Here is a 25,596-nt window from a genome sequence, read left to right as displayed (position 1 = left end):
GCGGATGCGTTCGGCCAGGCTGCGCTGCAATTCGCGGAGGGCGCGGCCCTGTTCGTCCCTGATGCTAAGGCTTTGCGTGCGGTAATCCGCGTTATAATGTCTTTCTGTCCGATTGCTGGTATATTGCGCCACCTGATGTCCTCATTTTATCGTGCGTTCGCAGCGATATGGTTGATATGCGGGCCGGTCGATGATAAATCCAATCGAATGAATTCCTAAGTATCAATAGATTGTTTCTATAAGTGGAGCGCTGACCCATGCCGACCTTGCGCCAGTTCGAATATCTCGTCGCCGTCGCCGATCATCGCCATTTCGGCAAGGCGGCGCAGGCGGCTGCCGCCTCGCAGCCGACCCTGAGCCACCAGCTGCGGACGCTGGAGCAAAGGCTTGGGGTGACACTGGTGGAGCGCCGCACCCATGGCGCCGAACTGACGCCGGTTGGCCGGGAGATCGCCGACCGGGCGCGCCACGTGCTGGTACAGGTCAAGGATATCCGCGACCTCGCCGAGCGGGCCAGCGACAGCCTGGCGGGGATCCTGCGCTTCGGCGTGTCTCCGACACTGGGCCCCTATCTGATGCCGCCGGTCATCGCCGCCCTGCACCGCACGCGTCCCGACCTGCGATTCTACATGCGCGAGGGGATTCCCGACCTGCAGGCGATGGAACTGACCAAGGGCTCGATCGATATGCTGCTGGGTCCCTTGCCGATCGAGGGCGAGAATCTGCATATCGAGCCGCTGTTCCGGGAGCCGCTGATCCTGGTCGCGCCGCCGGATCATCCGCTGGCCACCCGCGGGCAGCTGACGCTGGCCGACCTGGCGGGGCTGCCGGTGCTCAGCCTCGACCGGCGGCACCATCTCCACCGCGACGTTGTCCGCCAGTGCCAGCAGCACGACATGAACCTGCTGCGCGACTATGAGGGCACCAGTCTCGACAGCGTCCGCCAGATGGTCGCCTCGGGGCTCGGGCTGGCGATCCTGCCGGAGCTTTATGTCCGTTCGGAACTGGCGCGGGGCGGCGACGTCGCCCTGCTCGATGTCGAGGGCTGGACGGTCAACCGCAGCATCGGCGCGGCGTGGCGCACCAATGCCGGCTTTGCCAGTGAATATGCTGAGATCGCCAAGAAAATTGCCGATGAAGCCCGTGTCCTGATGGCCGGTTGAGATAGCGGATTCTGTCTCGATTTATGCCTCGGCGAATGATAGGGACCGGAACATTCCCAGCGCATGACCATTGATCTTGATCTTCTTCTAAAGGCTTACGGCTCCGGCATATTTCCGATGGCCGACGCGCGCGATGACCCGGAAACCTTCTGGGTCGAGCCGCGGGCGCGGGCGATCATTCCGCTGGACAATTTCCGGATGTCGCGTTCGCTGCGCAAGACCATAAGATCCGATCGGTTCCGGGTCACCGCCGACGCAGCCTTTGCCGATGTCATCGCGGTCTGTGCGGCGCAGTCGGGCGAGCGCCGGGAGACATGGATCAATGCCGAGATCGAGGAGGCGTTCAACCAGCTGCACGCGCTTGGCCACGCCCACAGTATCGAATGCTGGCTGACCGACGACGCCACCGGTAAAGAACATCTGGTCGGCGGTCTCTATGGCCTGGCGATCGGCGGTGCATTTTGCGGGGAAAGCATGTTCTCGCGCGTCCGCGACGCGTCAAAAGTGGCGCTGGCGTGGCTGGTGGCGCGGCTGAGAGTCGGCGGCTTTCCGCTGCTGGATTGCCAGTTCATGACCGACCATCTGGCGTCGCTGGGCGCGATCGAGATCAGCCAGCAGGCCTATCTGGAACAGCTCAAACGGGTCCGGGACTATGTGCCGTCGCCGGTTTCGGCGATCAGGTCGCCGATCACGTCGTCGGGCGCGGTACCGGGGGCCGGGGCGGGCCTGGCGGCGGGCGCGGGCGCCGATGGCGGCGGGGACGGAGTCGCCGGTTCGGAATCCGTCTCATTCGGGGTGCTGGACGCGCTGTTGGCAAGGTTGGAAGACGATGCGCGCGGCGCGGTCGGATCCACCGCGCCTTCGGGCGCTTCCTCTTCGCCCGGGAAGCTCATCGCGCAGCTCTTGACCCAGACGTCGTAGATCGGGTGCTCGACCACGTTCAGCGACGGCGATTCGCGGAACAGCCAGCCGGAAAAGACGCGCTTCCACTGGTCCTCGCCGGAACGGTTGGGCGGTCGCTCGTTCACCAGTAGCTGGACAAAGGCGCCCTGTTCCGGGGTCAGTTCCCAGGGGGCGGTGCGTTCGCAGGCCCGGAGGCGGACGATGGCGCGGCCGATGCGAATCGACTGGCCGGGTTTCAGCTCGAGGTCGCGGGTAAGGCCGTTGCGCTTGTTGAGAAAACCGAGCGTGGCAACCCGTTCCGCCATCGGCGTGCCGAGCTGATCTGTCACCGATGCGACGAGGTCACCGTCGGTTGCGGCCACCTTGCCCTTTTCAGCCGCCTGGCCGGTGGCATTTTCGTCGACATTGTCGCTGCCCAGCCAGCCGCAGCCGGCGACCAGCAGCGTCGCCGCCAGCGTCGGAAACAAAATGGATGGGCGGGCCATGCCTGTCATTCCGCTTCGGCGGGATTCCATGGTTCGTAATCGCCGGTCGCCGGTGCCCGGTGACCGCCCTGCTCGAGCGCCCCTGCCGGACGATAGGCCCGCGCTGTACCGGTCAGATTGCCGCTTGGTTCCTTTTCCCAGATGCGCGCCTGCGGCATATGGCTTTCCGGAATATCGTCAAAGCTGTGATGCAGCCAGCCGTGCCATTCCGGCGGTACCCGGCTGGCGTCGTTGGCGCCCTTGTAGATGACCCAGCGCTTGCCTGCGGGATGGCTGTTGCCGGGCTTTTTTGTCTGGAAATAGACATTGCCGAACACATCCTCGCCGACGCGTTTGCCGTTGCGGGCGCTGAACAGGGAGGTGCCGATCGTTGCCCCGTCCCACCAAGTGAAAATGTTCGCCAATATGCTCATGCCGCTCGCTTAGCCCCGCAGCCATACGCTCCGCAACGAAAAAATATCAAATAGGGAGGATGGCCGGCCATGAAGGATCGTCGCTACCAAGTGACGCTGTCACCCGCCTGCAGGCCGAGTTCCGCTGCCCGTCCGGCCGCAATTTCCAGCACGGTCGCGACCGGCTCGTTAGAGCGGACCGGAGCCAGCGAGTAGGGAATGGTATTGGCGGCAATCGATTCGATGGTGCCGTCCCGGCGGATGAAGATGATATCCAGCGGAATGACCGTGTTTTTCATCCAGAAACTGGCCATCCGGTCCTGCGGAAACGGGAAGATCATGCCGCGGTCCGGGGCCAGTTCGGTGCGAAACATCAGGCCCTGTGCCTGCTCCGCCACGCTGGCCGCGACTTCCACCACGAATGCGTGGGTTGCCTCTGCGGTGCGGACACGAAGCCTGACCTGCTCGAGCCCGGCTTCGGAGCGCGGCAATTCGGCCTTGAGGCTTGCCGCGGCGGTGTCGCCGGTCGCTCCATAGCAGCCTGGCAGGGCCGCCAGTGCCAAGGACAGCGCCAACGCATTGAGAATCTTGATCATCGATGTGCTTTTCTGTTTCAGTCTGCAGGCGGCAGACAAATTTGTACGGCCATATGGCCACGATTTCCGTCCTTGATGCGGACCAGCAAAGTCTGTCCGGGATAGATTTCGGCGATGCCCGCATCGCGGATCGTTTCCATATGGATGAAGATATCCCCGGCAAAATCGTCGCTGATCAGGAAGCCGTAGCCTTTGGCGCGGTTGAACCATTTCACCTCGGCATCGACGAAGGCGGAACTGTCGTCCACGATATGGACCGCCTTGCGGGTACCGGTGGTCGCCGACCGCTCGGCCCTGGTGCTGCATGCCGACAGATCAATGTCGAGAATTCGGGTTGCCTGGAGGCCTTTGGGCGCAACGGCATATTCGCAGGTTACCACCGCCATTTCCGGCAATTCGCGCGTGCCGAGCGATTCCAGCAGGCTCCAGTGCACGAGTATGTCGGATGTCGGGACAGTGTCATCACCATCGCCAAGCCCCTTTTCCGGGACAATGAAGCCGAAGCCGCGGTGGCTGTCGAACCATTTGACCCGGCCTTTTGCGCGCCGCAGTTCGCCGCTGGTCGAGGTCTGGTCATCCTGGCCGGATTGGGCTGCCTGATCATCCGCAGGGTCTGGTTCCGCAAACAAGCTTGCCACGATGCATCTCCGAACAAAACTAAGCCAATTCAAATGTCTAACAGATTTCGACTCGTCTTGCAGTCTATATCACAATATTATCGAACTGGCGATTCTTGACAGCAGCGCGGCCGAACTCATCAAGATGGCCTGCTGGCCGTGGCCTTCATGCCTCGTCTTCCCCGGATATTTCTTCGCCCGGTCCGGCAGAAACATAACGGTTCGCCACGGCAAAGTCATGGCCGGCGCGAAGAAAGGCCTGTAAATGCTTGCGGCACATGTCCGGGTCCTGCCGACGTTCCGCATAGGGGCCGATTTTTCGCTTTCGCGCAAATTTGTCCGCCGCCGCCCATTTGTTCGCGTCGCTGATCTGGAACGCCTCACGGCCATCGGTTTCGCTGATCCCCGCCTGGTACAGGGCCTGCGATACCCGTCGGCTTCCATAGCCGCGCCGGACAAGGGCGGTTGCCTTGTTCTGCGCGTAGAGTGCATCGTCGATATAGCCCAGTTCGGCAAAGCGTTCGACCAGTTGTTCGACCTCAGGTGAGTCCGGGCCTTGCCATTCCCGTTCGCTGATTTTCCGGTGCAGATAATCCGCAAGTTTTTTCCGGGTTGTCGCATATCGCTCGACATAGCGCAGGGCCAGCTGATGCAGGCTCTTCTGATCTAACGTTTTAACGCTGTTTTTCAACGGTTTGCCCTTCAGCTGTCGCCTTTGCCCTTTTTGTGCCACAGTCGGGTCGAAATTTAAACGCCAGAGGTCATCAATGACCTTTGCAGATGCGGCTAAAGGAACGTCATTGCGACATTTTTTCCCTTGGCGAGCGAAGCAGATTGATTTTAGGAAGGCTGGACCTTCCGGAAATGGATATTGGATGACCGAACTGACACCGACCCCGACCTTGGACGAGCTGCCGCGCCGTTTTTCCGATTTCGAGACGCTGGGGGAAGCCCTGGACTATGCCGCGCAAGGCAGCAAGGGCTTCAATTTTCACGATGCCCGGGCGTCGCTGGTGCGCGCCTATCCGTTCCGCGAACTGCGTGAGGATGCCTTGTCGGGGGCCAGGCGGCTGATTGCCGCGGGGATCAAGCCGGGTGACCGCGTCGCCCTGATCGCCGATACGGAACCACAGTTCTGCGCGCTGTTTTTCGGTGCTGTCTATGCCGGTGCGTTGCCGGTGCCGTTGCCACTGCCGACATCCTTTGGCGGCAAGGAAAGCTATATCGACCAGATCGGTGTCCAGCTGGACAGCTGCGACCCGGCAATCTTGCTCTATCCGGACGAAATTGCGGACCTGGCGGCGGCCGCCGGCCAGTCGCGGTCTATTCCGGTGGTCGGCTGGGATGCCTTTGCCGAGCAGGATGCGCCGGACACCGAACTGCCCGCGGCGACCAGCAGCGATATCGCCTATCTGCAATATTCCAGCGGGTCGACCCGCTTCCCGCATGGCGTCGCCGTGTCGCACAAGGCGCTGCTGCACAATCTGGGGTCGCACGCGCACGGCATGCTGATCAACGATACCGATCGCTGCATTTCGTGGCTGCCCTTCTACCACGACATGGGACTGGTCGGCTGCTTCCTGTCGATGGTCGCCAACCAGGTTTCCACCGATTATCTCAAGACCGCCGATTTTGCGCGCCGGCCACTGTCGTGGCTGGACCTGATCACCCGCAATCCTGGCACGTCCTGCAGCTTCTCGCCGACCTTCGGTTACGAGATCTGCGCGCGCCGGATCGGCAGCCAGTCCAACGTCCAAGAGCGGTTCGACCTGTCGCGCTGGCGGCTGGCCGGCAACGGCGCCGACATGATCCGGCCCGACGTGATGCAGCGGTTCACCGATGCCTTCGCGGCGGCGGGATTCAATGCCAAGGCGTTCCTGCCGAGCTATGGCCTGGCGGAAGCGACCCTGGCCGTGACCCTGATGCCCTCCGGCGAAGGCATGGAAGTGGAACTGGTCGAGGAAACCGAGCTGTCCGGGGAAAAACAGAGCGATGGCAGCCGTCCGAAGCGCTACCGCGCGATTGTCAATTGCGGCAAGCCGGTCCGCGACACCCTGCTGGAAATCCGCGAGGAAAATGGCGCGGTTCTGGCCGAAAAGTCGGTCGGCAAGGTATGGATGAAAAGCCCGGCGGTGATGGACTGCTATTATCGCGACCAGGAGGCCACCGATGCCTGTCTGGTCGACGGCTGGCTCGACACCGGCGACATGGGCTATCTGTCGAACGGCTATCTCTACATCGTCGGCCGCGCCAAGGACATGATCATCATCAACGGCAAGAATCACTGGCCGCAGGACATCGAATGGGCGGTCGAGCAGTTGCCCGGCTTCAAGGCGGGCGATATCGCCGCCTTTGCGATCACCACGCCGGGCGGCGAGGAAACGCCGGCGGTGCTCGTCCAGTGCCGGACCTCCGACGAGATCGAGCGTCTCCGGCTGTGGAACGAGATCCGGGACAAGGTGAGGGCGATCACCGGCATGAATTGCGTCATCGAGCTGGTGCCGCCACGCACCCTGCCGCGGACCAGTTCGGGCAAGCTCAGCCGTGCCAAGGCCCGCAACCTCTACCTCTCGGGAGACATCCAGCCCTATGCGGTCGCCGCGTGAATGTGATTAACGTTTGTTTATCAGAACATCGGAAACAAAAAATTAAGGCGTTCCTTACGTTTCGCTAAGAAATTTTGCCTACTACAGGCGGGTGTTGAAAACTATTTCCCAATCCGCTCTGCCGCGGGATATCCCGCTGCGCGTCTTGCTCGGTCTTTCCGATCCGCCGGGGATCGACTGGGGCCGGATTCGGGCGCTGCAGTTCAACGGCAATCAGGAGCATGGCTTGCTGAAGATCGTTGCGGCGGTCGTCTGCGCCCTGCTTACCGTGCAGTGGGGCATCGGCCAGGTCAATCTGCTGCTGCTGGCGCTTTGGCTGGGCGGGATTTGCACCCTCTACGTTTATGGCCACATGCTGTTCCGCAAACAGCTGGCCTGGCAGCGCAAGTCGATCAGCCGAAGCGACATGACGATGGTCTATCTGACCTCGCTGGTTGCCGGATTGCTGTGGGCCTCGGGCTTCCTGATGTTCGCGTTCAGCACCGATCTCCTGGTGATGATCCCGGTGTGGGTGACGATCGTCTGCCTGATGGTCGGGGCGGCGATGCTGTTCTCGACCATGCCGCTCAGCAGCATATTGTTCATATCCACGGCTTCTGCCGGGCTGTGCGTGGGCTGGGTCTACGTCGGCAATATCCATCTCGCGGTCGCCTCGCTGGCGATCGCTGTGCTGCTGATATCGGCGTGCCTGAAGACCGGTCGCTCGTTCATCGATCGAAGGGTTGCGGAAGCCAGCCTCACCGAGAAAAGCGAAGTGGTCAGCCTGCTGCTGAAGGAGTTCGAGGACACGGGCGCCGACTGGCTGTGGCAGACCGATACATCGCGCCGGATCACCCACGCCTCGCCGCGCTTTGCCCATGCTCTCGGCAAGCCGCCCGAGGAAATCGAGGGCAAGCCGTTCCTGCAACTTGTCGCCGGGGAAGCATGGGAAAGCGGCAATTTTTCTGCCGCCTTGCACGAACTGGCCGACAAGCTGAAGCGTCGCGACAGTTTCAGCAATATGCTGGTTTCGGTCCAGATCAACGGGGAAAACCGCTGGTGGGAATTGTCGGCATCGCCAAAGCTTGACGACAACGGCATATTCCACGGGTTTCGCGGCGTCGGGTCCGATATTACCGAGCAGCGGGAATCGGCCGACAAGATCTCCCATCTGGCGCGGTTCGATACGCTGACCCGCCTCCCGAACCGGCTGCAGCTGACCGATGCGGTGAGAAAGGCGATGCAGGCCTCGGAACAATGGAGCGGCCGCTGCGGGTTCATGATGATCGACCTCGACCGGTTCAAGGCAGTGAACGACACGCTGGGCCATCCGGTCGGCGACCGCTTGCTGGCCCGGGTCTCCGAGCGGCTCCGGTCGATCATGACAGAGAATGAGCTTTGCGGCCGTCTCGGCGGCGACGAGTTTGCGGTGGTGGTGAAGGATGCCAGCGACACCAGCTATATGGAATTGCTGGCCAAGAAGATCATCGACACGCTGTCCCGCCCCTATGAGGTCGACCAGCACACGCTCTATATCGGTGCCAGCGTCGGCACGGCTATTGGTCCGCGGGACGGACGCACGGTCGAAACGCTGATGCGCAGCGCCGATCTGGCCCTCTATCGATCCAAGGACCAGGGCGGCGGTGCCTTCACGCATTACGAACCCAAGCTTCACGTCCAGGCGGAAGAGCGCCGCGTCATGGAAATGGCCCTGCGCAAGGCGTTGGAGAGCGACGAGCTGCTGCTCAACTACCAGCCGGTGGTCAGCGCCGATTCGGGCGGGGTCGTCGGATTCGAGGCGCTGCTGCGCTGGGCAAGCCCGCAGTTCGGCAATGTTTCTCCCGCCAAGTTCGTGCCGCTGGCCGAAGAAGCGCGGCTGATCGTGCCGATCGGCGAGTGGGTGATGAGAACGGCGTGCAAGGAAGCCATGCATTGGCCGTCCACGGTCAAGGTCGCGGTCAATGTCTCGGCCGACCAGCTCACCGAAGCGAATTTCCTGTCGATGGTGGTGTCCGCGCTCGAAGACAGCGGCCTGCCGCCCGACCGTCTGGAAATAGAGGTGACCGAGAGCATCTTCATGCGCGAAGGCACCGGCGCTGCAGAAGTGCTGGATCAGATCATCGCCCTGGGCATCAATCTGTCGCTTGATGATTTCGGTACCGGCTATTCCTCGCTTGGCTATCTGCGCAAGACCCGGTTCACGACGATCAAGGTTGACCGGAGCTTTGTTCAGGGAGCGGCCAAGAACGCCCCGGAAAGCCTTGCCATCATCCGCGCGGTGGTGGCGATGGCCGATGCCTTGGGCATGTCCACGACCGCCGAGGGCGCGGAGACCGAGGAGGAAGTGCGGATGATCAAGAAGCTGGGCTGCCGCAAAATCCAGGGCTATTATTTCGGGCGGCCGATGATCGCCGAGAACGCCCGCGATCTGTTCGGTACGTTTGAGGCCGAACCCGCCGAATATGGCAAAAGGTCGGCCTAGCCGGATTTGGCGGCGCTGTCTTTCGCCAGCCGCTTCTCGATCCCGCGCCAGATGAGGGCATAGGCCTGCGCCGCAGGGCTGCGCGGCGCAAAACTGCCGACCGGCTGCTGCAATTTCGTCATATGCTCGACCGCGCTCGACATCGGGATCACCGGCCATTTCGGCTTTCGGGCCAGGCTCTGCTTGTGGATCGCCCGGCGGCGGTCGACCATCGTGTACACCGGCAGCAGGGGCGCATGTTTCTTGCCGCTGCTGTCCAGAAACATCTGGACGTCGACCAGCGCGCGCTCCGACAGCGGCGACGGTATGACCGGGACCACGACGATATCGGCGTTGCGCAGGATCTGCTCGCTCGTTTCCGTCAGTCCGGGCGGACAGTCGAGAATGATCCGGTCATAGTCGCTGCCGAGCTGCCTGAGCAGCTTGCCGAGATAGCGTTTCTTGCCGATCTGGAAGAACAGCCGGTCGAGACCCCGCAGCGAGACATCCGCTGCCAGCAGGTCCAGATTGTCTATGTCCGTCGGCTTGATCAGCTTCTCCGGCTTGATGGTGCCCGCGACCATGGCCCGGGCACGATCCCTCTCCTTATGGTCTCCGCGCAGCATGAACGAGGCGGCGCCTTGCGGATCGAGATCCCAGAGCAATGTGCGACGGGAACTGCCGACCGCGCTGTTCCATGCCAGGCTGACCGCCGAACAGCTTTTGCCGACCCCGCCTTTCATGCTGTAAATCGCGATGACTGCCATCGTAGTTCCCGCTTCCGTTGCTCTGACCGCGCTTTGGTGCCGCGAGTCAGAGAATTTCGTGGACCAGCTCCTGCGGGCGGCACAGCCGGACCCCCTTGTCGGTCTCGACCAGCGGCCGGTTGATCAGGATCGGCTCTTCCGCCATGGCATCCAGAATCTGCTCAGCGGTCGCGTCTGCCTTCGTCAGGCCCAGCTCTTCTGCCGGAGACCCGCGCACCCTTAGGCCTTCCTGCGGGGTCATGCCAGCATCGTCGAACAGCTGTTTCAGCCTGGCACGGCTCGGCGGGTGTTTCAGATATTCGACGACCGTCAGCTCAACGCCGGGCGTTTCCTCCAGGATTGCCAGCGTCTTGCGCGAGGTGCCGCATTTCGGATTGTGCCAGATGGTTGCTTTCATGTTTCTCTCCTGTGGGGCCAAACGGGCTATGGCTTCGGCGTGAGCGCCGGCACCGCCCTGGCGGCATCTTCGGGGTCGATCCCCGGCGGCGGCGCGGCGCTGAGCACGGCTTCCCCGCGGGCGACGCGACCGGCGCGCTGGATCGCCTCACGAATCCGCGGATAGGTGCCGCAGCGGCAGATATTGGTGATCGCCTCGTCGATCGCGGCCTTCGAGGGATTGGAATTTTTCTTCAGCAGCACCGCCGCGGCCATGATCATGCCGGACTGGCAGAAGCCGCATTGCGGCACGTTTTCCGCGGCCCATGCCTGCTGCACCGGATGGCTGCGATCGCGCGACAGCGCTTCGATCGTGGTCACGAAACGGCCTTCCAGCTCGCCGATGGTGACCAGGCAGGAGCGGATCGCCTCGCCGTCGATCTCGACCATGCAGGCGCCGCAGTCGCCGGTGCCGCAGCCATATTTCGTGCCGGTCAGGTTGGACGCGTCGCGCAGCGCCCAGAGCAAGGGCGTTTCCGGGTCCATCCGGTACCAGACCGGCCGGTCGTTGACGGTGAATTTGGTCATGTGGCTATACTCGTCATCCTGAACGTGTTTGATGAATTTCCTGTTGCGCCAAGCACGTCATTGCGAGGAGCCGAAGGCGACGCGGCAATCCAGGGCGTCCAGCCGCCACCGTTGGTGATGGCCGCTCTGGATTGCTTCGCTGCGCTCGCAATGACGGCCTTGGTTGATTCATACAAACACCAAATGACGCATGCCGCAGATTACTCCCGCCAGCTCCGGTCTTCGCGATCGACGAGCCGCACCATCGCCTCGAATTCGGGAACACCCTGCTGCAGCGGATCGATCGAGGCCTGGGACAGGTTCTCGAGATGCTTCCTGATCACCGCTTCGCCGATCATGACGGGCTTGCCCATCGACAGGGTCTGCATCTGGATTTCGCAGGCGCGTTGCAGCACCCAGTGATTGAGGAACGCCTGCTCCAGCGTCCGGCCCATCACCACGGGTCCGTGATTTTCCAGCATCATCATCCGCTTGTTGCCGAGGCTGGCGAGGAACCGGGGTCCCTCGTCCTCGTGCACGGTAATGCCTTCGAACTTGTGATAGGCAAGGCGCGGGACGACCGCCGCGGCATAGAAATTGATCGGTTGCAGGCCGCCTTCGACCGAGGACACCGCCATCGTCGCGGTGGTATGGGTGTGGATGATCGCATGGACATCGGGCAGCTCGCGGTGGAACAGGCTGTGCTGGGTGAAGCCGGCCTTGTTCACCGGATAGGTCGAGCCGTCGAGCGTGTTGCCCTCGATGTCGATCTTGACCAGGGTCGAGGCCGTCACTTCGCTGAAATGCAGGCCGTAGGGATTGATGAGAAAGGCATTGTCCTCGCCCGGCACCTTCAGTGTGACATGGTTGAAGATCAGCTCGTCCCAGCCAAGATAGGCGAAAATGCGGTAGCAGGCGGCGAGCTTCTGGCGCGCCTTCCATTCCTCTTCGCTGCAGCTGGACTGGACATTGATCGCGGTGGCCATTTTTCTCTCCTCGAATCGGCTGACTGGGTCTCCTGAAGCGCTTCTATCGCAAAGCACCGGAAACGGGAATGCAAAGCGCCTGTCATTCCGGCGAATTATCGTCTAAAAGCTTGCTTCGGCCCCGAGAAATTGATAGGCGGCCCGAGATTGAAGCAGAATGATTCTGCGGCAAACCCTTTTTTATGGCTTTTACACCAATTCAGGCCAGAAGAAATTGCTTCTGGTCCGCTACGAAATTTGAACGGAGTTACTCAGTCTTATGCAAATCATGGTTCGCGATAATAATGTTGATCAGGCGCTGCGGGCGCTCAAGAAAAAGCTGCAGCGTGAAGGCGTTTATCGCGAAATGAAGCTTCGTCGCCATTACGAAAAGCCGTCCGAAAAGCGCGCCCGCGAAAAGGCTGCTGCCGTTCGCCGTGCCCGCAAGATGGACCGCAAGCGGATGGAACGCGACGGTCTGATTTAAGCGCTTCGGCTCCACGAACATTAAGGTAGCCTGCCCATGTCTGTCACCACGGTTCCGATTCACCCCATCAAGAAAGGCGCGCTGACCAAGCTCTGGATCGGCCTCGCGCTGATTGTCGCCGCGGCGCTGCTTCTCGCTTTTGCGGGCACGGAAAATGCCGTCGTCACGGGCGCGAGCAACGAGCAGTTTCTCGCGGCCAATGCTGACGAGGACGGGGTAGAGACGACCGCATCGGGCCTGCAGTACAAGATACTCAAGCCAGGCGAGGGACCGTCTCCCACCGCCACCGATACCGCGCTGGTCAAATATGAAGGCACGTTGCGCGATGGCACGGTGTTCGATGCCAACGAGCAGGCTCCGATGCCCGTCGGCGCCGTTGTTCCCGGTTTCTCCGAAGCGTTGCAGCTGATGCAAAAGGGCGGCGAATATCGCATCTGGATCCCGTCGGACCTGGCCTATGGCGAAGCATCGCCCGGCGAGCAGATCCCGCCCAACAGTCTTCTCATTTTCGACGTGAGCCTGCTCGATTTCATTTCGCAGGCGCAGATGGAAGAATTGCGCCAGCAGATGCAGGCGCAGGGCATGGCCCCCGGCGCACCGGTCGCACCCGGTCAGTAAATCCGTCGATCCCGGCCGGACAGGAGCGAAATTGTGAGTGTTGTCGGCCAAGCCCGTAACCCGGACGGGCGACCGTTTTCTATCAAGACATTCCTCCTGGGCGTGCTGGTCGGCGCAGTTTCCCTCGGCGCGCTTGCGGCGGCCATTCCGGAAAAGACAAGCCCCGCGGAATTTGTCCAGGCCGGCTGGGAAAAGCTGTTCCCTCCCCCCGACAATGCCGCGTTTCTGGCGGACAATGGCAAGCAGGAAGGCGTCGTACAGACCGCCTCCGGGCTGCAATACAAGGTCCTGAAGCCCGGCACCGGCCCGTCACCCAAAGCCACCGACACCGCGCTGGTCAAATATGAAGGAACGCTGCGCGACGGCAGCGTGTTCGATGCCAGCGAGCAGACACCGATGCCAGTGGGCGCGGTCGTCCCCGGTTTCTCCGAGGCGCTGCAGCTCATGCAGAAGGGCGGCGAATATCGCATCTGGATCCCGTCGGACTTGGCCTATGGCGAATCATCGCCCGGCGAACAGGTGCCGCCCGATAGCCTGCTGATCTTCGACGTCACGCTGCTGGATTTCATCTCGGCCGAGCAGATGGAAGAATTGCGCCAGCAGATGCAGGCGCAGGGCGCCGCTGGCGGACCACCGCCCGCTCCCTAGGAAGTTCCGGCAAGGGCTGACGAACAAACCCCTTGCACCATGGAACGTCATTGCGAGCGCAGCGACGCAATCCAGGGCGGCTATCACCAACGTCTGCGGCCAGACGCTCTGGATTGCCGCGTCGCTGCGCTCCTCGCAATGACAGCGATCGACTCAGTGCATATTTGGTTGAATGGGGTTTGTCATGAATGGACTCAGGCGCGTTCCGCCTGCGCGACCGCTTCCGAGGCGCGCAGGGCGGACAATATCCGCATCAGATGATGGACATTGTGCACCTCCAGCGCGACATCGAATGTGTGAAAAGGTCCGTCCCGATGGGACAGGTGCAAGTTCAGGATGTTGGCGTTGTGAAAGCCGAAGATGCCCGCCATTTCAGCCAGCGTTCCCGGCTTGTTGTGCAGCACCACGCATAGCCGGGCAGGGGCGCCGTCGCTTTCATTGCCCCAGCTGAGATCGACCCAGTCGGCATCCACCCCGTCCGCCAGGCTCTGGCAGTCGATTGTGTGCACCTCGACATTCTCGCCGCTGCGGCGCAGGCCGACGATGCGATCGCCCGGCACGGGATGGCAGCATTCGGCGAGGTCGAATGCGACGCCGGGGGTCAGACCCTTGATCGATATGGCGCGATCCTGTTCGGGCCATTGCCGCTCGTCGTCATTGTCGTTGACGCTGCCGGGGATGATCGCTTCCATCACCTCGCGGTCACTGAGTTCGCGGGTGCCGATCGCCATCATCAGATCGTCCGGTTCCTGCATGTTCAGCCGCTTCAGCGCGGCCTTCATCGCCCGCTTGCCGATCTTGCCGGGCAGCCGCTCGATGATTTCATCGTACAGCTCGGTGCCGATCGCGATCATCTCGTCGCGTTCCTTGAACCGCACGTTGCGGCGGATCGCGGCGCGCGCCTTGCCGGTGATGACGAAGGACAGCCAGCCGGGCTGGGGCTCCTGGCCCTTGGACTTCAGGATTTCGACGACGTCGCCATTCTGCAGCTGGGTACGCAACGGCACGTGCCGGCCATTGACCTTGGCGCCGACCGCCTGGTTGCCGAGATCGGTGTGCACGGCATAGGCAAAATCGACGGTGGTAGAGCCGCGTGGCATCTGCAGCAGCGTGCCCTTGGGCGTGAAGGCAAATATCCGGTCCTGGTACATCGCCAGCTTGGTGTGTTCGAGCAGTTCCTCGGCATCTTCGGCCTGGTCGAGGATCTCGATCAGGTCGCGGATCCAGCCGGCCTGGCCGTCGGGCCGGTTGCCCTGCTTGTAGGCCCAGTGGGCGGCGAGGCCGAATTCATTGTCCTCGTGCATGCGCTGCGAGCGGATCTGGATTTCCACCCGCATGTTGGTGCCGTGCATGATCGTCGTGTGGATCGAGCTGTAGCCGTTGCGCTTGGGCGTGGAGATATAGTCCTTGAAGCGGCCGGGGACCATCTTCCATTTCTTGTGCAATATGCCCAGTGCCCGATAGCATTCCGCGCTATTGTCGGTGACCACCCGGAACGCCATGATATCGGTCAGCTGTTCGAAGCTGACATGCCGTTCCTGCATCTTGCGCCAGATCGAATAGGGATGCTTTTCCCGGCCGCTGACCTCGGCCACCAGGCCGCCGCTTTCAAGAGCCTTGGTGATCGACTGGGATATCTTGTCGACCTGACCTTCGTCGCCTTCCTTGATCGCCTGCAGCCGCTTGGTGATCGTGTCATAGGCTTCCGGTTCCATGTGCCGGAAGGCGAGCAGCTGCATCTCGCGCATATATTCGTACATGCCGACCCGCTCCGCCAGCGGCGCGTAGATATCCATTGTCTCGTGCGCGATTCTCAGCCGCTTTTCCTCGCTCTTGATGAAATGCAGCGTCCGCATATTGTGCAGGCGGTCGGCCAGCTTGACCAGCAGCACGCGAATGTCGTCGGACATGGCGAGCAGGAACTTCCGGAGATTCTCGGCGGCGCGCTCGTTGTCGGTCTGGGCCTCGATCTTCGAAAGCTTGGTCACGCCATCGACCAGCCGCGCGATTTCGCCCCCGAAAAGCCTGCCGATTTCTTCCGTCGTGGTCAGCGTGTCCTCGACCGTGTCGTGGAGCAGCGCCGTGACGATCGTCTGCTGGTCCAGCTTGAGATCGGTCATCAGGCCGGCGACCTCGATGGGATGGCTGAAATAGGGGTCGCCGCTGGCGCGCTTCTGGCTGCCGTGACGCTGCACCGAAAACACATAGGCGCGGTTGATCAGATCTTCATCTGCATCGGGATCATAGGATCGGACCCGTTCCACCAATTCATATTGCCTGAGCATGAGAGGAAGATGGTGCCCTTTCGGGGCCGGGGCAACTAAAAAGAGCGCCGAAGCCTGCTCCTGGTCTCCGGGGAACGGAAGAGAGCGTTGGCTTCGGCGCTATGGCTGACCGGAGCAAACCAGAATTCTGGCTGCGATTGGGAGCGAGAGCCGGTCAGTCGGGGATGGTCATATCAGCCGTTGCACTGGGCCAGTGCTTCGGTGTCGAATGCTTCGCCCTTGTAGGCGAAGCTGGCAACGGGACCGAATTCGTCGGCGATCTTGGCGCAGATCGTCCGCGGTGCGGAGTTGCTTTGGCCACCGATGCACTCGGTGCCGGCGCAGCGGATCACCGTGCCCTTGATGATTTCCTGGCTGGCTTCCACCGGTGCCTGCAGTTCTGCGGTATAGGCAACGGTCGTCGTGCGAGCCTCGGCACTGGTGGCGGTGGTGGCGGTGAACAGGGTGAGCGAGGTCATCGCGGCGACGGAAAATAAAATGGAAGCGCGAAGCGGGCTTTGGGAGAGAAGCATGATACGTCCTTTCGTCAGTCGAGCCCAGCCTTGTCAATCAGGCCGGAGGGGAGAAGATTTTCGTTGCAATTTAGGTTGCGAATCAATACCTATATCAATAGGTTTTAAGTTGCAACTAAAAACTTATAATTTTTTCGCACTTGCCCATAAAAGGGTTTAGGATTGGAGCCATGGATAAAATCAGAGAAGATCTATCGAGTCTGGCGGGCGGTGAGTGCAGCTTGCCGGTGTCGCTGGAGGTTATCGGCGAGCGCTGGTGCTTCATGATATTGCGGGCGGCGCTGAACGGCGTCGGCCATTTCGAGGATTTCCTCTCCGAGATCGGGATCGCCCGGAATATTCTGGCCAACCGGCTCACCCGGATGGTCGAGGCCGGGATCATGACCCGCCGCCCGTGCGAGCATGACAAGCGCAAGGTCGAATATCGGCTGACCGACAAGGGGCAGGACCTGCTCCCGACCATGATCGCGCTGCGGCAATGGGGCGAAAAGTGGGAAACCGGCGTGCCGTCCAATCCGATCTTGTGCGATTCGCGGGACCGCCAGCCGATCCGCCATATCAGCATGCGGGCGCATGACGACCGGGTGCTGGCGCTGGACGACCTGTGCTGGATCGACGAGGCGGAACTGAAGCTGGATTCAGACGGTGCCAGCCGCGACGATATGGTGGTCCGTCACCTCAGGGAAATCGGCGAATCCTCAGCGGCCTGACGATTCGCATGACGGCCGCCTATTCGGTCACGTAAATGCTGTTGACCGGCCGCGCCATGACCCTGCGGACCATCGGCTCGAAAAATTCCAGCGGTGCGGTGTCATAATTGGCATCAAAGGCGGTCTGGTCGTATTTCGCGCAGAATTCGGCGCAATCCTCGAAATGTTCGTGCCCGCGGAACTGTTCGCGCATGTCGCGATCCTGGCCCAGATAATGGAAGAAATAATAGCCCTGGAAGATGCCGTGCTTTTCGGTGATCCAGTGGTTCTTGGCGCTGACAAAGGGCCTGAGGATTGCCGCGGCAATATCGGGATGATTATAGGTGCCGAGCGTGTCGCCGACATCGTGCAACAGGGCCATCACGACATATTCCTCATCGCGCCCGTCGCGGTGGGCACGGGTGGCGGTCTGCAGGCTGTGCTGCATGCGGTCGATCGGAAAACCGCCAAAATCGCCGTCGAGCAGCTTCAGATGTTCTAGGACCCGGTCGGCGACCTTGCTGGCAAAGGGGCCGAAATGGCTGCCGATGATCTGCCAGTCTTCCTGGGAGCCCTCTTCCATCGAAGGAAATTTTGCCCGGACTTCGTTGGGACCACCCATGATATTCTCCTTTGTGCTTTGCCGATCTTCAGCCCCATTTTTGCCGGCAGCAATGCAAATATCTTTGCATTGGGTGTAAAAAACAGAGCCTTTGTCGTCTTAATCGGGCAAATGATAGGCGATTCTTCCCCAAGCGGCAATGCCCCGCTATAGAAAGCAACATGGCCGTCATGGAAATTCGTCCCCAGCCGTTTTTTGGCAACAAGAACCGGGCATTCTGGAACCTGCAATCGGCGGGCTGGGCGGGTGCGCTGATCCTGCGCGCGATCGGCGGCATCTCCAACGGGCTGCCGCTGAGCTTTCTGGTGCCGGTGATCATTTCGACGATCACGGGCTATTCGATCTCGCTGCTGCTGTCGGTGGTCTACAAGAATCTGATCCATCGCCGGCCGATCGTCACCTGGAGCAGCACCGCGGCAATATTGACCGTGGCCTCGGCGCTCTATGCCTTCATCGACGCCTGGGTGTTCCTGATCCAGAATCCGACGACCGAGACCGCCTTCGGAACGCTGTTTCTCGGCTCGCTGTTTCTCGGCATCATGATGCTCGGCGCCTGGTCGGCGCTCTATTATGCGATCAATTTCTTCCTGCGGGTGGAAGAGCAGAACGACCAGCTGCTGCAGCTGGAGGCGCAGGCGACCCGGGCGCAGCTGGCGATGCTGCGCTACCAGCTCAACCCCCATTTCCTGTTCAACACGCTGAACAGCATTTCGACGCTGGTGCTGCTGCGCCAGACCGAGCCGGCCAATGCGATGCTGTCGCGCCTGTCCTCCTTCCTGCGCCATACCTTGGTCAACGAGGTGCACAGCCGCGTGACCCTGGCGCAGGAGGTGGAGACGCTGCATCTTTATCTCGATATCGAGAAAATGCGGTTCGAAGAGCGACTGCGGTCGCATTTCGACATCGATCCGGCGGTGCGCGATGCGCTGCTGCCGTCGCTGCTGCTGCAGCCGCTGGTCGAAAATGCGATAAAATATGCCGTGACCCCGCAGGAAGAGGGGGCCGACATCTCGGTGGCGGCTCATCTGGACGGAGACAAGTTGCGCATCACCGTTTCGGATACCGGGCCGGGAAAAAACGGCGTGATTACCAGCAAATATGATTCTACCGGAGTCGGGCTCGGCAATATTCAGGAGCGATTAAACCAAGCCTATGGAGAAGGCGCGATATTCGAGACGCGTTCGTCACCCGGCGAAGGCTTTTCGGTATTGATCGCCTTGCCTTTTGAAACGAGAGAACAGATCGCGCGGGAGGCCGCAGATCACGCAACAACCGTGGAACAGGTGAGAAACGAGACGATTTTTGGGGAGCATGCATCCAGTGATGACAATCAGCGGGAGTCGGCCAGTAGCCCGGCTTTGCCATCACTTCAGCACAAGGATTTGAAAATATGACAATCAGAGCGATTCTAGTCGATGACGAAAAGCTGGCCATCCAGGGCCTGCAGATCCGTCTCGAGAAATTTGACGATATCGAGATTGTCGACACGTGCCGCAATGGCCGGGAAGCGATACGCAAGATCAAGACCCTCAAGCCCGATCTGGTGTTTCTGGATATCCAGATGCCCGGTTTTGACGGTTTTTCGGTGGTCCAGGGGATCATGGAGATTGAGCCGCCGCTGTTCATCTTCGTGACCGCCTATTCCGAACATGCGGTGCGCGCCTTCGAGGCTGAGGCGATCGACTATCTGGTCAAGCCGGTGGAGGAAGACCGGCTCGCCGACGCGATCGACCGGGTGCGCAAGCGGCTGCTGGAAAAGCGCGGCGGCGCCGAACTGGAAAAGCTGAAGAATGTGCTCAACGAAGTCGCGCCCGACGCCATGGCCCATATCGACGACAACGAGGAGCCGGCTTCGGCGAATCGCTACGAGAAATTGATCAACGTCAAGGACCGCGGCCAGATTTTCCGCGTCGATGTCGACACGATCGAACGGATCGATGCCGCCGGCGACTATATGTGCATCTATACCGCCGACAACAGCCTGATCCTGCGCGAAACGATGAAGGATCTGGAAAAGCGCCTCGATCCGCGGAATTTCCAGCGGGTCCACCGCTCGACCATCGTCAATCTGAGCCAGGTGCGGGAAGTGAAGCCGCACACCAATGGCGAATGTTTCCTGGTGCTGGGATCAGGGGCGCAGGTGAAAGTCAGCCGCAGCTACCGGGATGTTGTCGCGCGCTTCGTGCACTAGCGGTCAGCCGCGGCGCTCCGCGAAAAAATCCAGCAGCAATTTCGCCGACCGATCCGCCTCCAGGCCGGCATAGACCTCCGGTCGGTGGTGGCAGGTCGGGGCGTCGAAAAAGCGGACGCCGCTGTCGACGCCGCCGCCCTTGGGATCATCGGCTCCGTAATAGAGCCTGGCGATGCGGGCATGGGCGATGGCGCCGGCGCACATCGTGCAGGGCTCCAGCGTGACCCACAGGTCGCAATCCTCCAGCCGGTCATTGCCGAGAAAGCGGGTCGCCTCGCGAATCGCGACGATCTCGGCATGGGCGGTGGGGTCGGAATCGATGCGGGTGCGGTTGTGGCCCCGGCCGATAATTTTTCCGCCGCGGACGATGACCGCGCCGACCGGAACCTCGCCGACAGCGATCGCGGCATCCGCCAAGGCCAGCGCATCGCCCATGAATGAAGTATATTTTGCCCCTGTCATGATTATCGATTAGCGGCGAAGCGGCCGGAAGGCCATAGGACAGCGCGATCGTGCAAAAAGCGGCCGATATGCTTGACGCATGGCCCGATTGCGGTTAGGGGACCGCTCTTTCCCGTGGGAATCACTCAACAACAAGAAATTGGACTTATACGATGTCGCGGATTTGCGAACTGACAGGTAAGACTCGGCTGGTAGGCAATAATGTGTCGCACGCCAAAAACCGGACCAAGAAGACCTTTTTGCCCAACCTGCAAAATGTGACGCTTCTCTCCGACGCATTGGGCAAGGGCGTTAAGCTCCGCGTTTCGACGCACGGCCTGCGTTCGGTCGAGCATGTTGGCGGTCTCGACAACTGGCTGCTGAAAACCAAGGACGAGAAGCTGAGCCTGCGGGTGAAGCGCCTCAAGAAGGAAATCGCGAAAAAGCAGGTTGCTAGCGCTTAAGCGATCCGTCCGATTCGAATGCTGAAAAGCCGGGGCTTGCCTCGGCTTTTTGCTTTTGGCGTCGGGCAGAGCGCGCTTTCTCCGTCGCCTTCTCCGGCAGCAGGCGGAACTTCAGCAGCAGCGATTCCTGGAGCCCGCTGAAATTGTCGTCAGACGCCAGCCAGACGATGCTGTCCGCTCCCTCCCTGGTGATCGCCAGCGCTTCCATGTTGTCGACCTTCAGCGGCGGCTCGAGCGTCGCAATCGGCGTGGATGTGGCGATTTCGCCGGGCTGAAAATCGGCCAGCCGGGCGATCGAAATGATCGCCGAAACCCCGTCCAGCGGCGTGAAGCGGCGGTGCAGCATCAGCGCCGACTTGTCATCCAGCATCGCCGCATCGGTCAGTTTATAGCCTTTGGGCGGGCGGTAGCCGAACGCTTGCGCGGTGCTGGACGAATCGGCCGGGTCGCTGTCAAAGAAGAGCGCCCGATAGGCTCCCTCGGCATGTTCGGCGGACTCGGAAAATACAACAAAGCGTCCATCCGCGAGCCGGAGCATTGCTTCGGCGCCGCCGTTCTCCGGCCATTGCTGCATGGCCGCCGGAAAATTGGCGGCTTCCTTTCGGGAAAAGGATGAGCCGTAGCGCCAGATGCTGTGCTGATGCTCGTAGCCGACCCAATATTGGCCGGTGGCGGGATTGTGGACCAGCGATTCGGAGTCCCAGTTCTGACGCGCAAATGCATTGGGTTTGGCGGGACCGTCGGGCAACGGCGCGATGAAGGGACGGATCGCCCGGTGCGCCGCCTCGTCGAACGTGAATCCGACCAGCGTTCCATTGTCGCTGAGCATCAGAAAACGCTGGTCCGGCAATATCACCATAGATGAAATGCCGCCAAACTCGCCATTGTCGCTGGTGATCTTCCATCCCGCCAGAAAGACCAGCTGACCCGCCCGGGTGCGTTCCGGATGCCGGGGATCAAGGGCGATCGGCTCAAGAGCGATATACTGGTCATCAACGGGCGGCGCCAACGGCCCGCGGACATAGGTGACCGGCACCAGGAAGAAGAACAGGGCGAGGCAGGCAAGAAGGCGGATCATGGCGCCGCGCATAACCCATTCACGGTTTCAAACATATTCTATTCTGGACGCTTGCGCGCCACCTGGGCTAGACGCCGGGCAACAAGTGAGGAAAGCGCGAATATGAAAAAAGTCTACCCTGATGCCGCCGCCGCTCTCGACGGTCTATTGTTCGATAACATGCATTTGTGCGTTGGCGGATTTGGCCTTTGCGGGATTCCGGAACGGCTGATCGACGCGATCCAGCAGGACGGGGTCAAGGGACTTACAATCGCTTCCAACAACGCAGGCATTGACAACGAAGGCCTCGGCAAGCTGCTTCGCTCGCGCCAGGTCAAGAAGATGATCTCTTCCTACGTCGGGGAAAACAAGGAATTCGAACGCCAGTTTCTCTCCGGGGAACTGGAGGTCGAATTCTGTCCGCAGGGCACGCTGGCCGAACGCTGCCGCGCCGGCGGTGCGGGCATTCCCGGCTTTTACACCAAGACCGGGGTCGGCACGCAGGTGGCGGAGGGCAAGGAGCACAAGGATTTCGACGGCGAAACCTATATTCTGGAACGGGGCATTTTTGCCGACCTCTGCCTGATCAAGGGGTGGAAGGCGGACAAGGCGGGCAATCTGATATTCCGGAAGACGGCCCGCAATTTCAACGCGCCAATGGCAACCGCCGGCAAGATATGCGTCGCCGAGGTGGAAGAGATTGTCGAGGTTGGCGAACTGGATCCCGACAGCATTCATCTGCCGGGCATTTATGTCAAACGCCTGATCGCCGGAACGCCCTATGACAAGAAAATCGAATTCCGCATGACGCGGGAACGCCAAGAGGCCTGATGGGCCGAATCCAGACATCATTGATCGTTCTGGGCAGCGTGCCGCTTCTTTCCGGTTGTGTCGCCGCGTTGCTGCCGCTTGCAGCCTTGGGCGCCCTAGGCAAAAACCAGATTGATCGCACCGAGGCAAAGCGGGGACTGGTCGCGGCCGGCGCGGTTGATCTCGCCATGCCGATCGGAACCGTCACCGTCGGCACCGGGGATGAGTCTGCCGGAGCAGCGGCCGGCGCAAAAAGGGCCTTCACGACCCAGGGCAGTCCGGCCGGAGCCATGGCGGTGGAAATGGATGCAGAAGCCGCAGACTATCTCTCGCAATTTTTTGAACCCGCGGGGGCAGGCAGGTCGCCCTATGCCGGCTTTGGGGCCTATGCGCTGGCGCAGTCGGCCCGATTGCAGGAGGGCGAAGGCGTCCGGTCGGTCGTGCTGATACCCCAGGTCGATATTTTCAGGCCGAAAACCATGGCATGCGAAGGCAAGCCGCTGGCCGTGCTCATCGATCTTGATGGGGCATCCGGCGGCAACTGGCTCGCCGCGGACACATTATATCGCCAAAATGGTCTGATCGAGGTGCTCGACAGCCTGAGATCGGCCGAGATCAGCGTGATCTGGTTGTCCGATCAGCCGGTGGCGGCCTCCAGGAAAATTTCGGCAATTCTCAGCGACGCCGGTTTGTCGCAATCCCAGACCGACGATTTTCTTTTCCTTGACCGCGGCGGTGAAGACCGCAAACAGGAGCGGCGCTGGGATGCGGCGCGCAACTATTGTATCGTGGCGATGGCGGGCGACGACCGGTCGGATTTTGACGAGCTTTACAGCTATCTGCGGGATCCCGACGGCGCAATCACGCTGGAAAACATGTTTGGTAACGGATGGTTTCTGACACCGCCGCCGCTGGTCGAAGCAACGGAAGCAACGGTGTCGGAACCAAATGAAAAAGAAGGATGAATATGCCCTGGACTCGCGATGAAATGGCCGCTCGGGCGGCGCAGGAACTGCAAGATGGTTATTATGTGAATCTCGGCATCGGCATCCCGACGCTGGTTGCCAATCATATCCCGCCGGGTGTCGAGGTCACGCTGCAGAGCGAGAACGGCATGCTCGGCATCGGGCCGTTTCCCTATGAGGACGAGATTGACGCCGATCTGATCAACGCCGGCAAGCAGACGATCAGCGAGCTGCCGTCCTCCAGCTATTTCGGTTCCTCCGACAGCTTTGCGATGATCCGCGGCGGCCATATCGATCTGACGGTGCTGGGCGCGATGGAAATCGCCGAGAATGGCGATATTGCCAACTGGATGATCCCGGGCAAGATGATCAAGGGCATGGGCGGGGCAATGGACCTCGTCGCCGGCGTGAAGAAGATCATCGTGGTGATGGACCATTGCGCCAAGGACGGCAGCCCCAAATTCATTCCCGAATGCACGCTGCCGCTGACCGGCACCAATGTCGTGGACATGATCATCACCGACCTCTGCGTTTTCCAGCGGCCCGATCATGACAGCCCGTTCCGTCTGATCGAACTGGCGCCGGGGATCAGCGCCGAGGATGTCGCGGAGAAAACGACCGCCGCCTATGAAATCGCCTTATAATATAGCCCGAGTGAAGAAAAATCTCGCGATATTGCTGGGTCTGGCCGCTCTCCTGCTGGTTGGCGGCTACAGCTATCGGACGCTGGTCGAGCAGCGAAGCGGTTTCCCGCTGCCGGCCCTGATCGTTCCGGAAGCTCAGAGCCGCCTGCCGACCGAGCCGGCCGACTGGCGCGGAAAGATCGACTATCGCGGCCTCGACCAGCAGTTTGCCGCGCTCGCCGACCGGCCGGAAATGGCCGGGCTGGCGATCGCCATCATCGAGGACGGCGACCTGCGTTTTGTGTCCACCTACGGCGTGACCAGCCGGCAAAGCGGCGAGCGGGTGAAGCCGCAAACGGTGTTCCGCTGGGCCTCGGTCTCGAAGGGCGTGGCGGGTTCGCTGGCTGCAAAACTGGCGGAAGAAGGCAAGCTCAGCCTTGATGCACCGCTGGGCCGGTGGCAGTCGTCGCTGCGGCTGCCGGGTGGTACAGAATCGCAAATCACGCTGGCACAGCTCCTGTCGCACCGTACCGGCCTGACCAAAAATGCCTATGATACCAAGCTGGAGGACGGCGAAGAGCCGGGCCTGCTGCGCAGGCAGCTGGGGGCGGCGCCGCTGCAATGCGTGCCGGGGACCTGCCACAGCTATCAGAATATCGCCTTTGACGCGGCGAGCGAAATATTGGGCCAGGCGGCAGGCACGCTATATTCCGACGCGGTGGAGAAGCAGCTGTTCAAGCCGCTGGGCATGAAGAGCGCGCAATTCGGCATGGCTGGCCTTACCGGGGCGGAAAGCTGGGCGCGGCCGCATCGCGGTGACGAGGTCCGGACATTGTCCGAGTCCTACTGGCGGGTGCCCGCCGCTGCCGGCGTCAGCAGCGACATCATCGACATGGCACGCTGGATGCGCGCGCAAATGGGCGAAAACCGGGAGGTGCTGTCGGCCGGGGCGCTGGCCGTGGCACACGCGCCGCTGGTCCGTACCCCGCGGGTGTACAGCGGTGTTCTCGCGCGCGCCCTCGCCGATCCCTATTATGGCCTGGGCTGGCGCAGCTTCACCTATGCCGGGCGACAGCTGGTCGGGCACAGCGGTGCCGTCGACGGCTACCGCTCGACGATGATATTTGATCCGGTGGCGCGCACCGGCGTGGTGGCGATGTGGAATGATGGCTGGGGACGGCCCTTCCGGCTGCCCTTTGCGGTGCTCGACAGCTATTATGGCCTGTCGGGCAGCAACTGGCTGGACCTTTCGGATCTGCCGGCGGTCGAGGTGGCGCAGCCCGACCCAGCCTTGCCGCGCTGACTGCC

The 25,596-nt window shown here is 61.3% G+C and carries 28 protein-coding genes and 1 pseudogene; 15 read left to right on the top strand and 14 right to left on the bottom strand.

Translation table 11 applies throughout. From position 1 onward, the window contains the following. Positions 1 to 257 precede the first annotated feature (257 nt). Entirely contained in the window at positions 258 to 1,163 is a 906-nt protein-coding gene (locus V7650_RS07175; RefSeq protein ID WP_335655571.1) for a hydrogen peroxide-inducible genes activator, read from the top strand. A 63-nt stretch (positions 1,164 to 1,226) separates the two neighbouring features. Continuing rightward, positions 1,227 to 2,084 carry a leucyl/phenylalanyl-tRNA--protein transferase gene (gene aat, locus V7650_RS07170; protein ID WP_335655570.1) on the top strand — a complete coding sequence of 286 codons (858 nt, stop codon included), beginning with the start codon at positions 1,227 to 1,229 and terminating at the stop codon, positions 2,082 to 2,084. A gap of 35 nt (positions 2,085 to 2,119) precedes the next feature. Here aat and V7650_RS07165 read toward each other — a convergent pair. The 5 genes and pseudogenes from V7650_RS07165 to V7650_RS07145 all read right to left on the bottom strand — a co-directional run. Then, positions 2,120 to 2,371, bottom strand: a pseudogene (locus V7650_RS07165) (DUF2155 domain-containing protein); the annotation flags it as partial. Between the two features lie 185 nt (positions 2,372 to 2,556). After that, positions 2,557 to 2,964 (bottom strand): NADH:ubiquinone oxidoreductase subunit NDUFA12, encoded by a 408-nt coding sequence (locus V7650_RS07160; protein ID WP_335655569.1) that lies wholly within the window; start codon positions 2,962 to 2,964, stop codon positions 2,557 to 2,559. An 83-nt stretch (positions 2,965 to 3,047) separates the two neighbouring features. Continuing rightward, a complete protein-coding gene (locus V7650_RS07155) occupies positions 3,048 to 3,539 on the bottom strand; it encodes a DUF192 domain-containing protein (RefSeq protein WP_335655568.1) in 492 nt (163 codons plus the stop codon). Positions 3,540 to 3,556: 17 nt separating this feature from the next. Then, the gene (locus V7650_RS07150) at positions 3,557 to 4,177 is read right to left on the bottom strand and encodes a cold-shock protein (protein WP_335655567.1); all 621 of its coding nucleotides are present in this window, start codon (positions 4,175 to 4,177) and stop codon (positions 3,557 to 3,559) included. Positions 4,178 to 4,322: 145 nt separating this feature from the next. Continuing rightward, entirely contained in the window at positions 4,323 to 4,847 is a 525-nt protein-coding gene (locus V7650_RS07145) for a regulatory protein RecX (RefSeq protein WP_335655566.1), read from the bottom strand. 184 nt (positions 4,848 to 5,031) lie between these two features. On the opposite strand from V7650_RS07145, the gene V7650_RS07140 reads away from it, so the two are divergent. Both V7650_RS07140 and V7650_RS07135 read left to right on the top strand, forming a co-directional pair. Next, positions 5,032 to 6,762: a fatty acyl-AMP ligase gene (locus tag V7650_RS07140; RefSeq protein WP_335655565.1), complete on the top strand. Its 1,731-nt coding sequence runs from the start codon at positions 5,032 to 5,034 to the stop codon at positions 6,760 to 6,762. A 91-nt stretch (positions 6,763 to 6,853) separates the two neighbouring features. Next, on the top strand, positions 6,854 to 9,223 hold the full coding sequence (locus V7650_RS07135; protein ID WP_442955269.1) for a putative bifunctional diguanylate cyclase/phosphodiesterase: 2,370 nt from the start codon (positions 6,854 to 6,856) through the stop codon (positions 9,221 to 9,223). Here the strand turns inward: V7650_RS07135 and V7650_RS07130 are convergent. The 4 genes from V7650_RS07130 to V7650_RS07115 form a co-directional block, all read right to left on the bottom strand. Then, the gene (locus tag V7650_RS07130) at positions 9,220 to 9,969 is read right to left on the bottom strand and encodes a ParA family protein (RefSeq protein ID WP_335655563.1); all 750 of its coding nucleotides are present in this window, start codon (positions 9,967 to 9,969) and stop codon (positions 9,220 to 9,222) included. The two genes, V7650_RS07135 and V7650_RS07130, sit on opposite strands and share 4 nt — an antisense overlap. A gap of 46 nt (positions 9,970 to 10,015) precedes the next feature. Continuing rightward, positions 10,016 to 10,366, bottom strand: coding sequence for an arsenate reductase (glutaredoxin) (arsC, locus tag V7650_RS07125; protein WP_335655562.1), 351 nt, complete (start codon positions 10,364 to 10,366; stop codon positions 10,016 to 10,018). Between the two features lie 26 nt (positions 10,367 to 10,392). Further along, positions 10,393 to 10,932: a (2Fe-2S)-binding protein gene (locus V7650_RS07120; protein ID WP_335655561.1), complete on the bottom strand. Its 540-nt coding sequence runs from the start codon at positions 10,930 to 10,932 to the stop codon at positions 10,393 to 10,395. A gap of 200 nt (positions 10,933 to 11,132) precedes the next feature. Continuing rightward, the gene (locus tag V7650_RS07115) at positions 11,133 to 11,897 is read right to left on the bottom strand and encodes a class II aldolase/adducin family protein (RefSeq protein WP_335655560.1); all 765 of its coding nucleotides are present in this window, start codon (positions 11,895 to 11,897) and stop codon (positions 11,133 to 11,135) included. Positions 11,898 to 12,156: 259 nt separating this feature from the next. On the opposite strand from V7650_RS07115, the gene rpsU reads away from it, so the two are divergent. From rpsU to V7650_RS07100, 3 genes are read left to right on the top strand one after another with little or no spacing between them, the layout of a single operon-like run. Continuing rightward, the gene (gene rpsU / locus V7650_RS07110; protein WP_067197663.1) at positions 12,157 to 12,363 is read left to right on the top strand and encodes a 30S ribosomal protein S21; all 207 of its coding nucleotides are present in this window, start codon (positions 12,157 to 12,159) and stop codon (positions 12,361 to 12,363) included. 36 nt (positions 12,364 to 12,399) lie between these two features. After that, positions 12,400 to 12,981: an FKBP-type peptidyl-prolyl cis-trans isomerase gene (locus tag V7650_RS07105; RefSeq protein WP_335655559.1), complete on the top strand. Its 582-nt coding sequence runs from the start codon at positions 12,400 to 12,402 to the stop codon at positions 12,979 to 12,981. A 33-nt stretch (positions 12,982 to 13,014) separates the two neighbouring features. Then, positions 13,015 to 13,629, top strand: coding sequence for an FKBP-type peptidyl-prolyl cis-trans isomerase (locus tag V7650_RS07100; protein ID WP_335655558.1), 615 nt, complete (start codon positions 13,015 to 13,017; stop codon positions 13,627 to 13,629). A 194-nt stretch (positions 13,630 to 13,823) separates the two neighbouring features. Here the strand turns inward: V7650_RS07100 and V7650_RS07095 are convergent, their stop codons facing one another. Both V7650_RS07095 and V7650_RS07090 read right to left on the bottom strand, forming a co-directional pair. After that, positions 13,824 to 15,914 (bottom strand): RelA/SpoT family protein, encoded by a 2,091-nt coding sequence (locus V7650_RS07095; RefSeq protein ID WP_335655557.1) that lies wholly within the window; start codon positions 15,912 to 15,914, stop codon positions 13,824 to 13,826. Between the two features lie 173 nt (positions 15,915 to 16,087). Continuing rightward, positions 16,088 to 16,426, bottom strand: a complete 339-nt coding sequence (locus tag V7650_RS07090) for a CC_3452 family protein (protein ID WP_335655556.1) — start codon at positions 16,424 to 16,426, stop codon at positions 16,088 to 16,090. A gap of 170 nt (positions 16,427 to 16,596) precedes the next feature. Here V7650_RS07090 and V7650_RS07085 point away from each other — a divergent pair, with 170 nt between their 5' ends. Then, positions 16,597 to 17,136: a winged helix-turn-helix transcriptional regulator gene (locus V7650_RS07085; RefSeq protein WP_335655555.1), complete on the top strand. Its 540-nt coding sequence runs from the start codon at positions 16,597 to 16,599 to the stop codon at positions 17,134 to 17,136. A 19-nt stretch (positions 17,137 to 17,155) separates the two neighbouring features. Here V7650_RS07085 and V7650_RS07080 read toward each other — a convergent pair whose 3' ends face one another. After that, positions 17,156 to 17,737, bottom strand: a complete 582-nt coding sequence (locus V7650_RS07080) for an HD domain-containing protein (RefSeq protein WP_335655554.1) — start codon at positions 17,735 to 17,737, stop codon at positions 17,156 to 17,158. A gap of 161 nt (positions 17,738 to 17,898) precedes the next feature. Here V7650_RS07080 and V7650_RS07075 point away from each other — a divergent pair, with 161 nt between their 5' ends. Further along, the gene (locus V7650_RS07075; protein WP_335655553.1) at positions 17,899 to 19,131 is read left to right on the top strand and encodes a sensor histidine kinase; all 1,233 of its coding nucleotides are present in this window, start codon (positions 17,899 to 17,901) and stop codon (positions 19,129 to 19,131) included. Next, positions 19,128 to 19,928, top strand: coding sequence for a LytR/AlgR family response regulator transcription factor (locus V7650_RS07070; RefSeq protein ID WP_335655552.1), 801 nt, complete (start codon positions 19,128 to 19,130; stop codon positions 19,926 to 19,928). Before V7650_RS07075 ends, V7650_RS07070 begins: the two co-directional genes overlap by 4 nt. A 3-nt stretch (positions 19,929 to 19,931) precedes the next feature. Here V7650_RS07070 and V7650_RS07065 read toward each other — a convergent pair whose 3' ends face one another. Continuing rightward, positions 19,932 to 20,390 carry a nucleoside deaminase gene (locus V7650_RS07065; RefSeq protein ID WP_335655551.1) on the bottom strand — a complete coding sequence of 153 codons (459 nt, stop codon included), beginning with the start codon at positions 20,388 to 20,390 and terminating at the stop codon, positions 19,932 to 19,934. 152 nt (positions 20,391 to 20,542) lie between these two features. On the opposite strand from V7650_RS07065, the gene rpmB reads away from it, so the two are divergent. Then, the gene (rpmB, locus tag V7650_RS07060; protein ID WP_335655550.1) at positions 20,543 to 20,833 is read left to right on the top strand and encodes a 50S ribosomal protein L28; all 291 of its coding nucleotides are present in this window, start codon (positions 20,543 to 20,545) and stop codon (positions 20,831 to 20,833) included. Here rpmB and V7650_RS07055 read toward each other — a convergent pair. Then, positions 20,823 to 21,911, bottom strand: coding sequence for an esterase-like activity of phytase family protein (locus tag V7650_RS07055; RefSeq protein ID WP_335655549.1), 1,089 nt, complete (start codon positions 21,909 to 21,911; stop codon positions 20,823 to 20,825). The genes rpmB and V7650_RS07055 overlap by 11 nt on opposite strands. Positions 21,912 to 22,013: 102 nt before the next feature. On the opposite strand from V7650_RS07055, the gene V7650_RS07050 reads away from it, so the two are divergent. The 4 genes from V7650_RS07050 to V7650_RS07035 are packed head-to-tail and all read left to right on the top strand — an operon-like array spanning position 22,014 to position 25,591. Then, the gene (locus V7650_RS07050) at positions 22,014 to 22,721 is read left to right on the top strand and encodes a CoA transferase subunit A (RefSeq protein WP_335655548.1); all 708 of its coding nucleotides are present in this window, start codon (positions 22,014 to 22,016) and stop codon (positions 22,719 to 22,721) included. After that, on the top strand, positions 22,721 to 23,665 hold the full coding sequence (locus V7650_RS07045) for a hypothetical protein (protein ID WP_335655547.1): 945 nt from the start codon (positions 22,721 to 22,723) through the stop codon (positions 23,663 to 23,665). The genes V7650_RS07050 and V7650_RS07045 overlap by 1 nt, the downstream gene beginning before the upstream one ends. Positions 23,666 to 23,667: 2 nt before the next feature. Continuing rightward, on the top strand, positions 23,668 to 24,309 hold the full coding sequence (locus tag V7650_RS07040) for a 3-oxoacid CoA-transferase subunit B (RefSeq protein ID WP_335655546.1): 642 nt from the start codon (positions 23,668 to 23,670) through the stop codon (positions 24,307 to 24,309). Next, entirely contained in the window at positions 24,293 to 25,591 is a 1,299-nt protein-coding gene (locus tag V7650_RS07035; protein ID WP_335655545.1) for a serine hydrolase domain-containing protein, read from the top strand. The genes V7650_RS07040 and V7650_RS07035 overlap by 17 nt, the downstream gene beginning before the upstream one ends. The last annotated feature ends 5 nt before the right edge of the window (positions 25,592 to 25,596 follow it).

Source organism: Parasphingorhabdus sp. (assembly GCF_036964565.1).
GTDB lineage: Bacteria > Pseudomonadota > Alphaproteobacteria > Sphingomonadales > Sphingomonadaceae > Parasphingorhabdus.
This window is presented reverse-complemented; position numbering and strand designations above follow the sequence as displayed.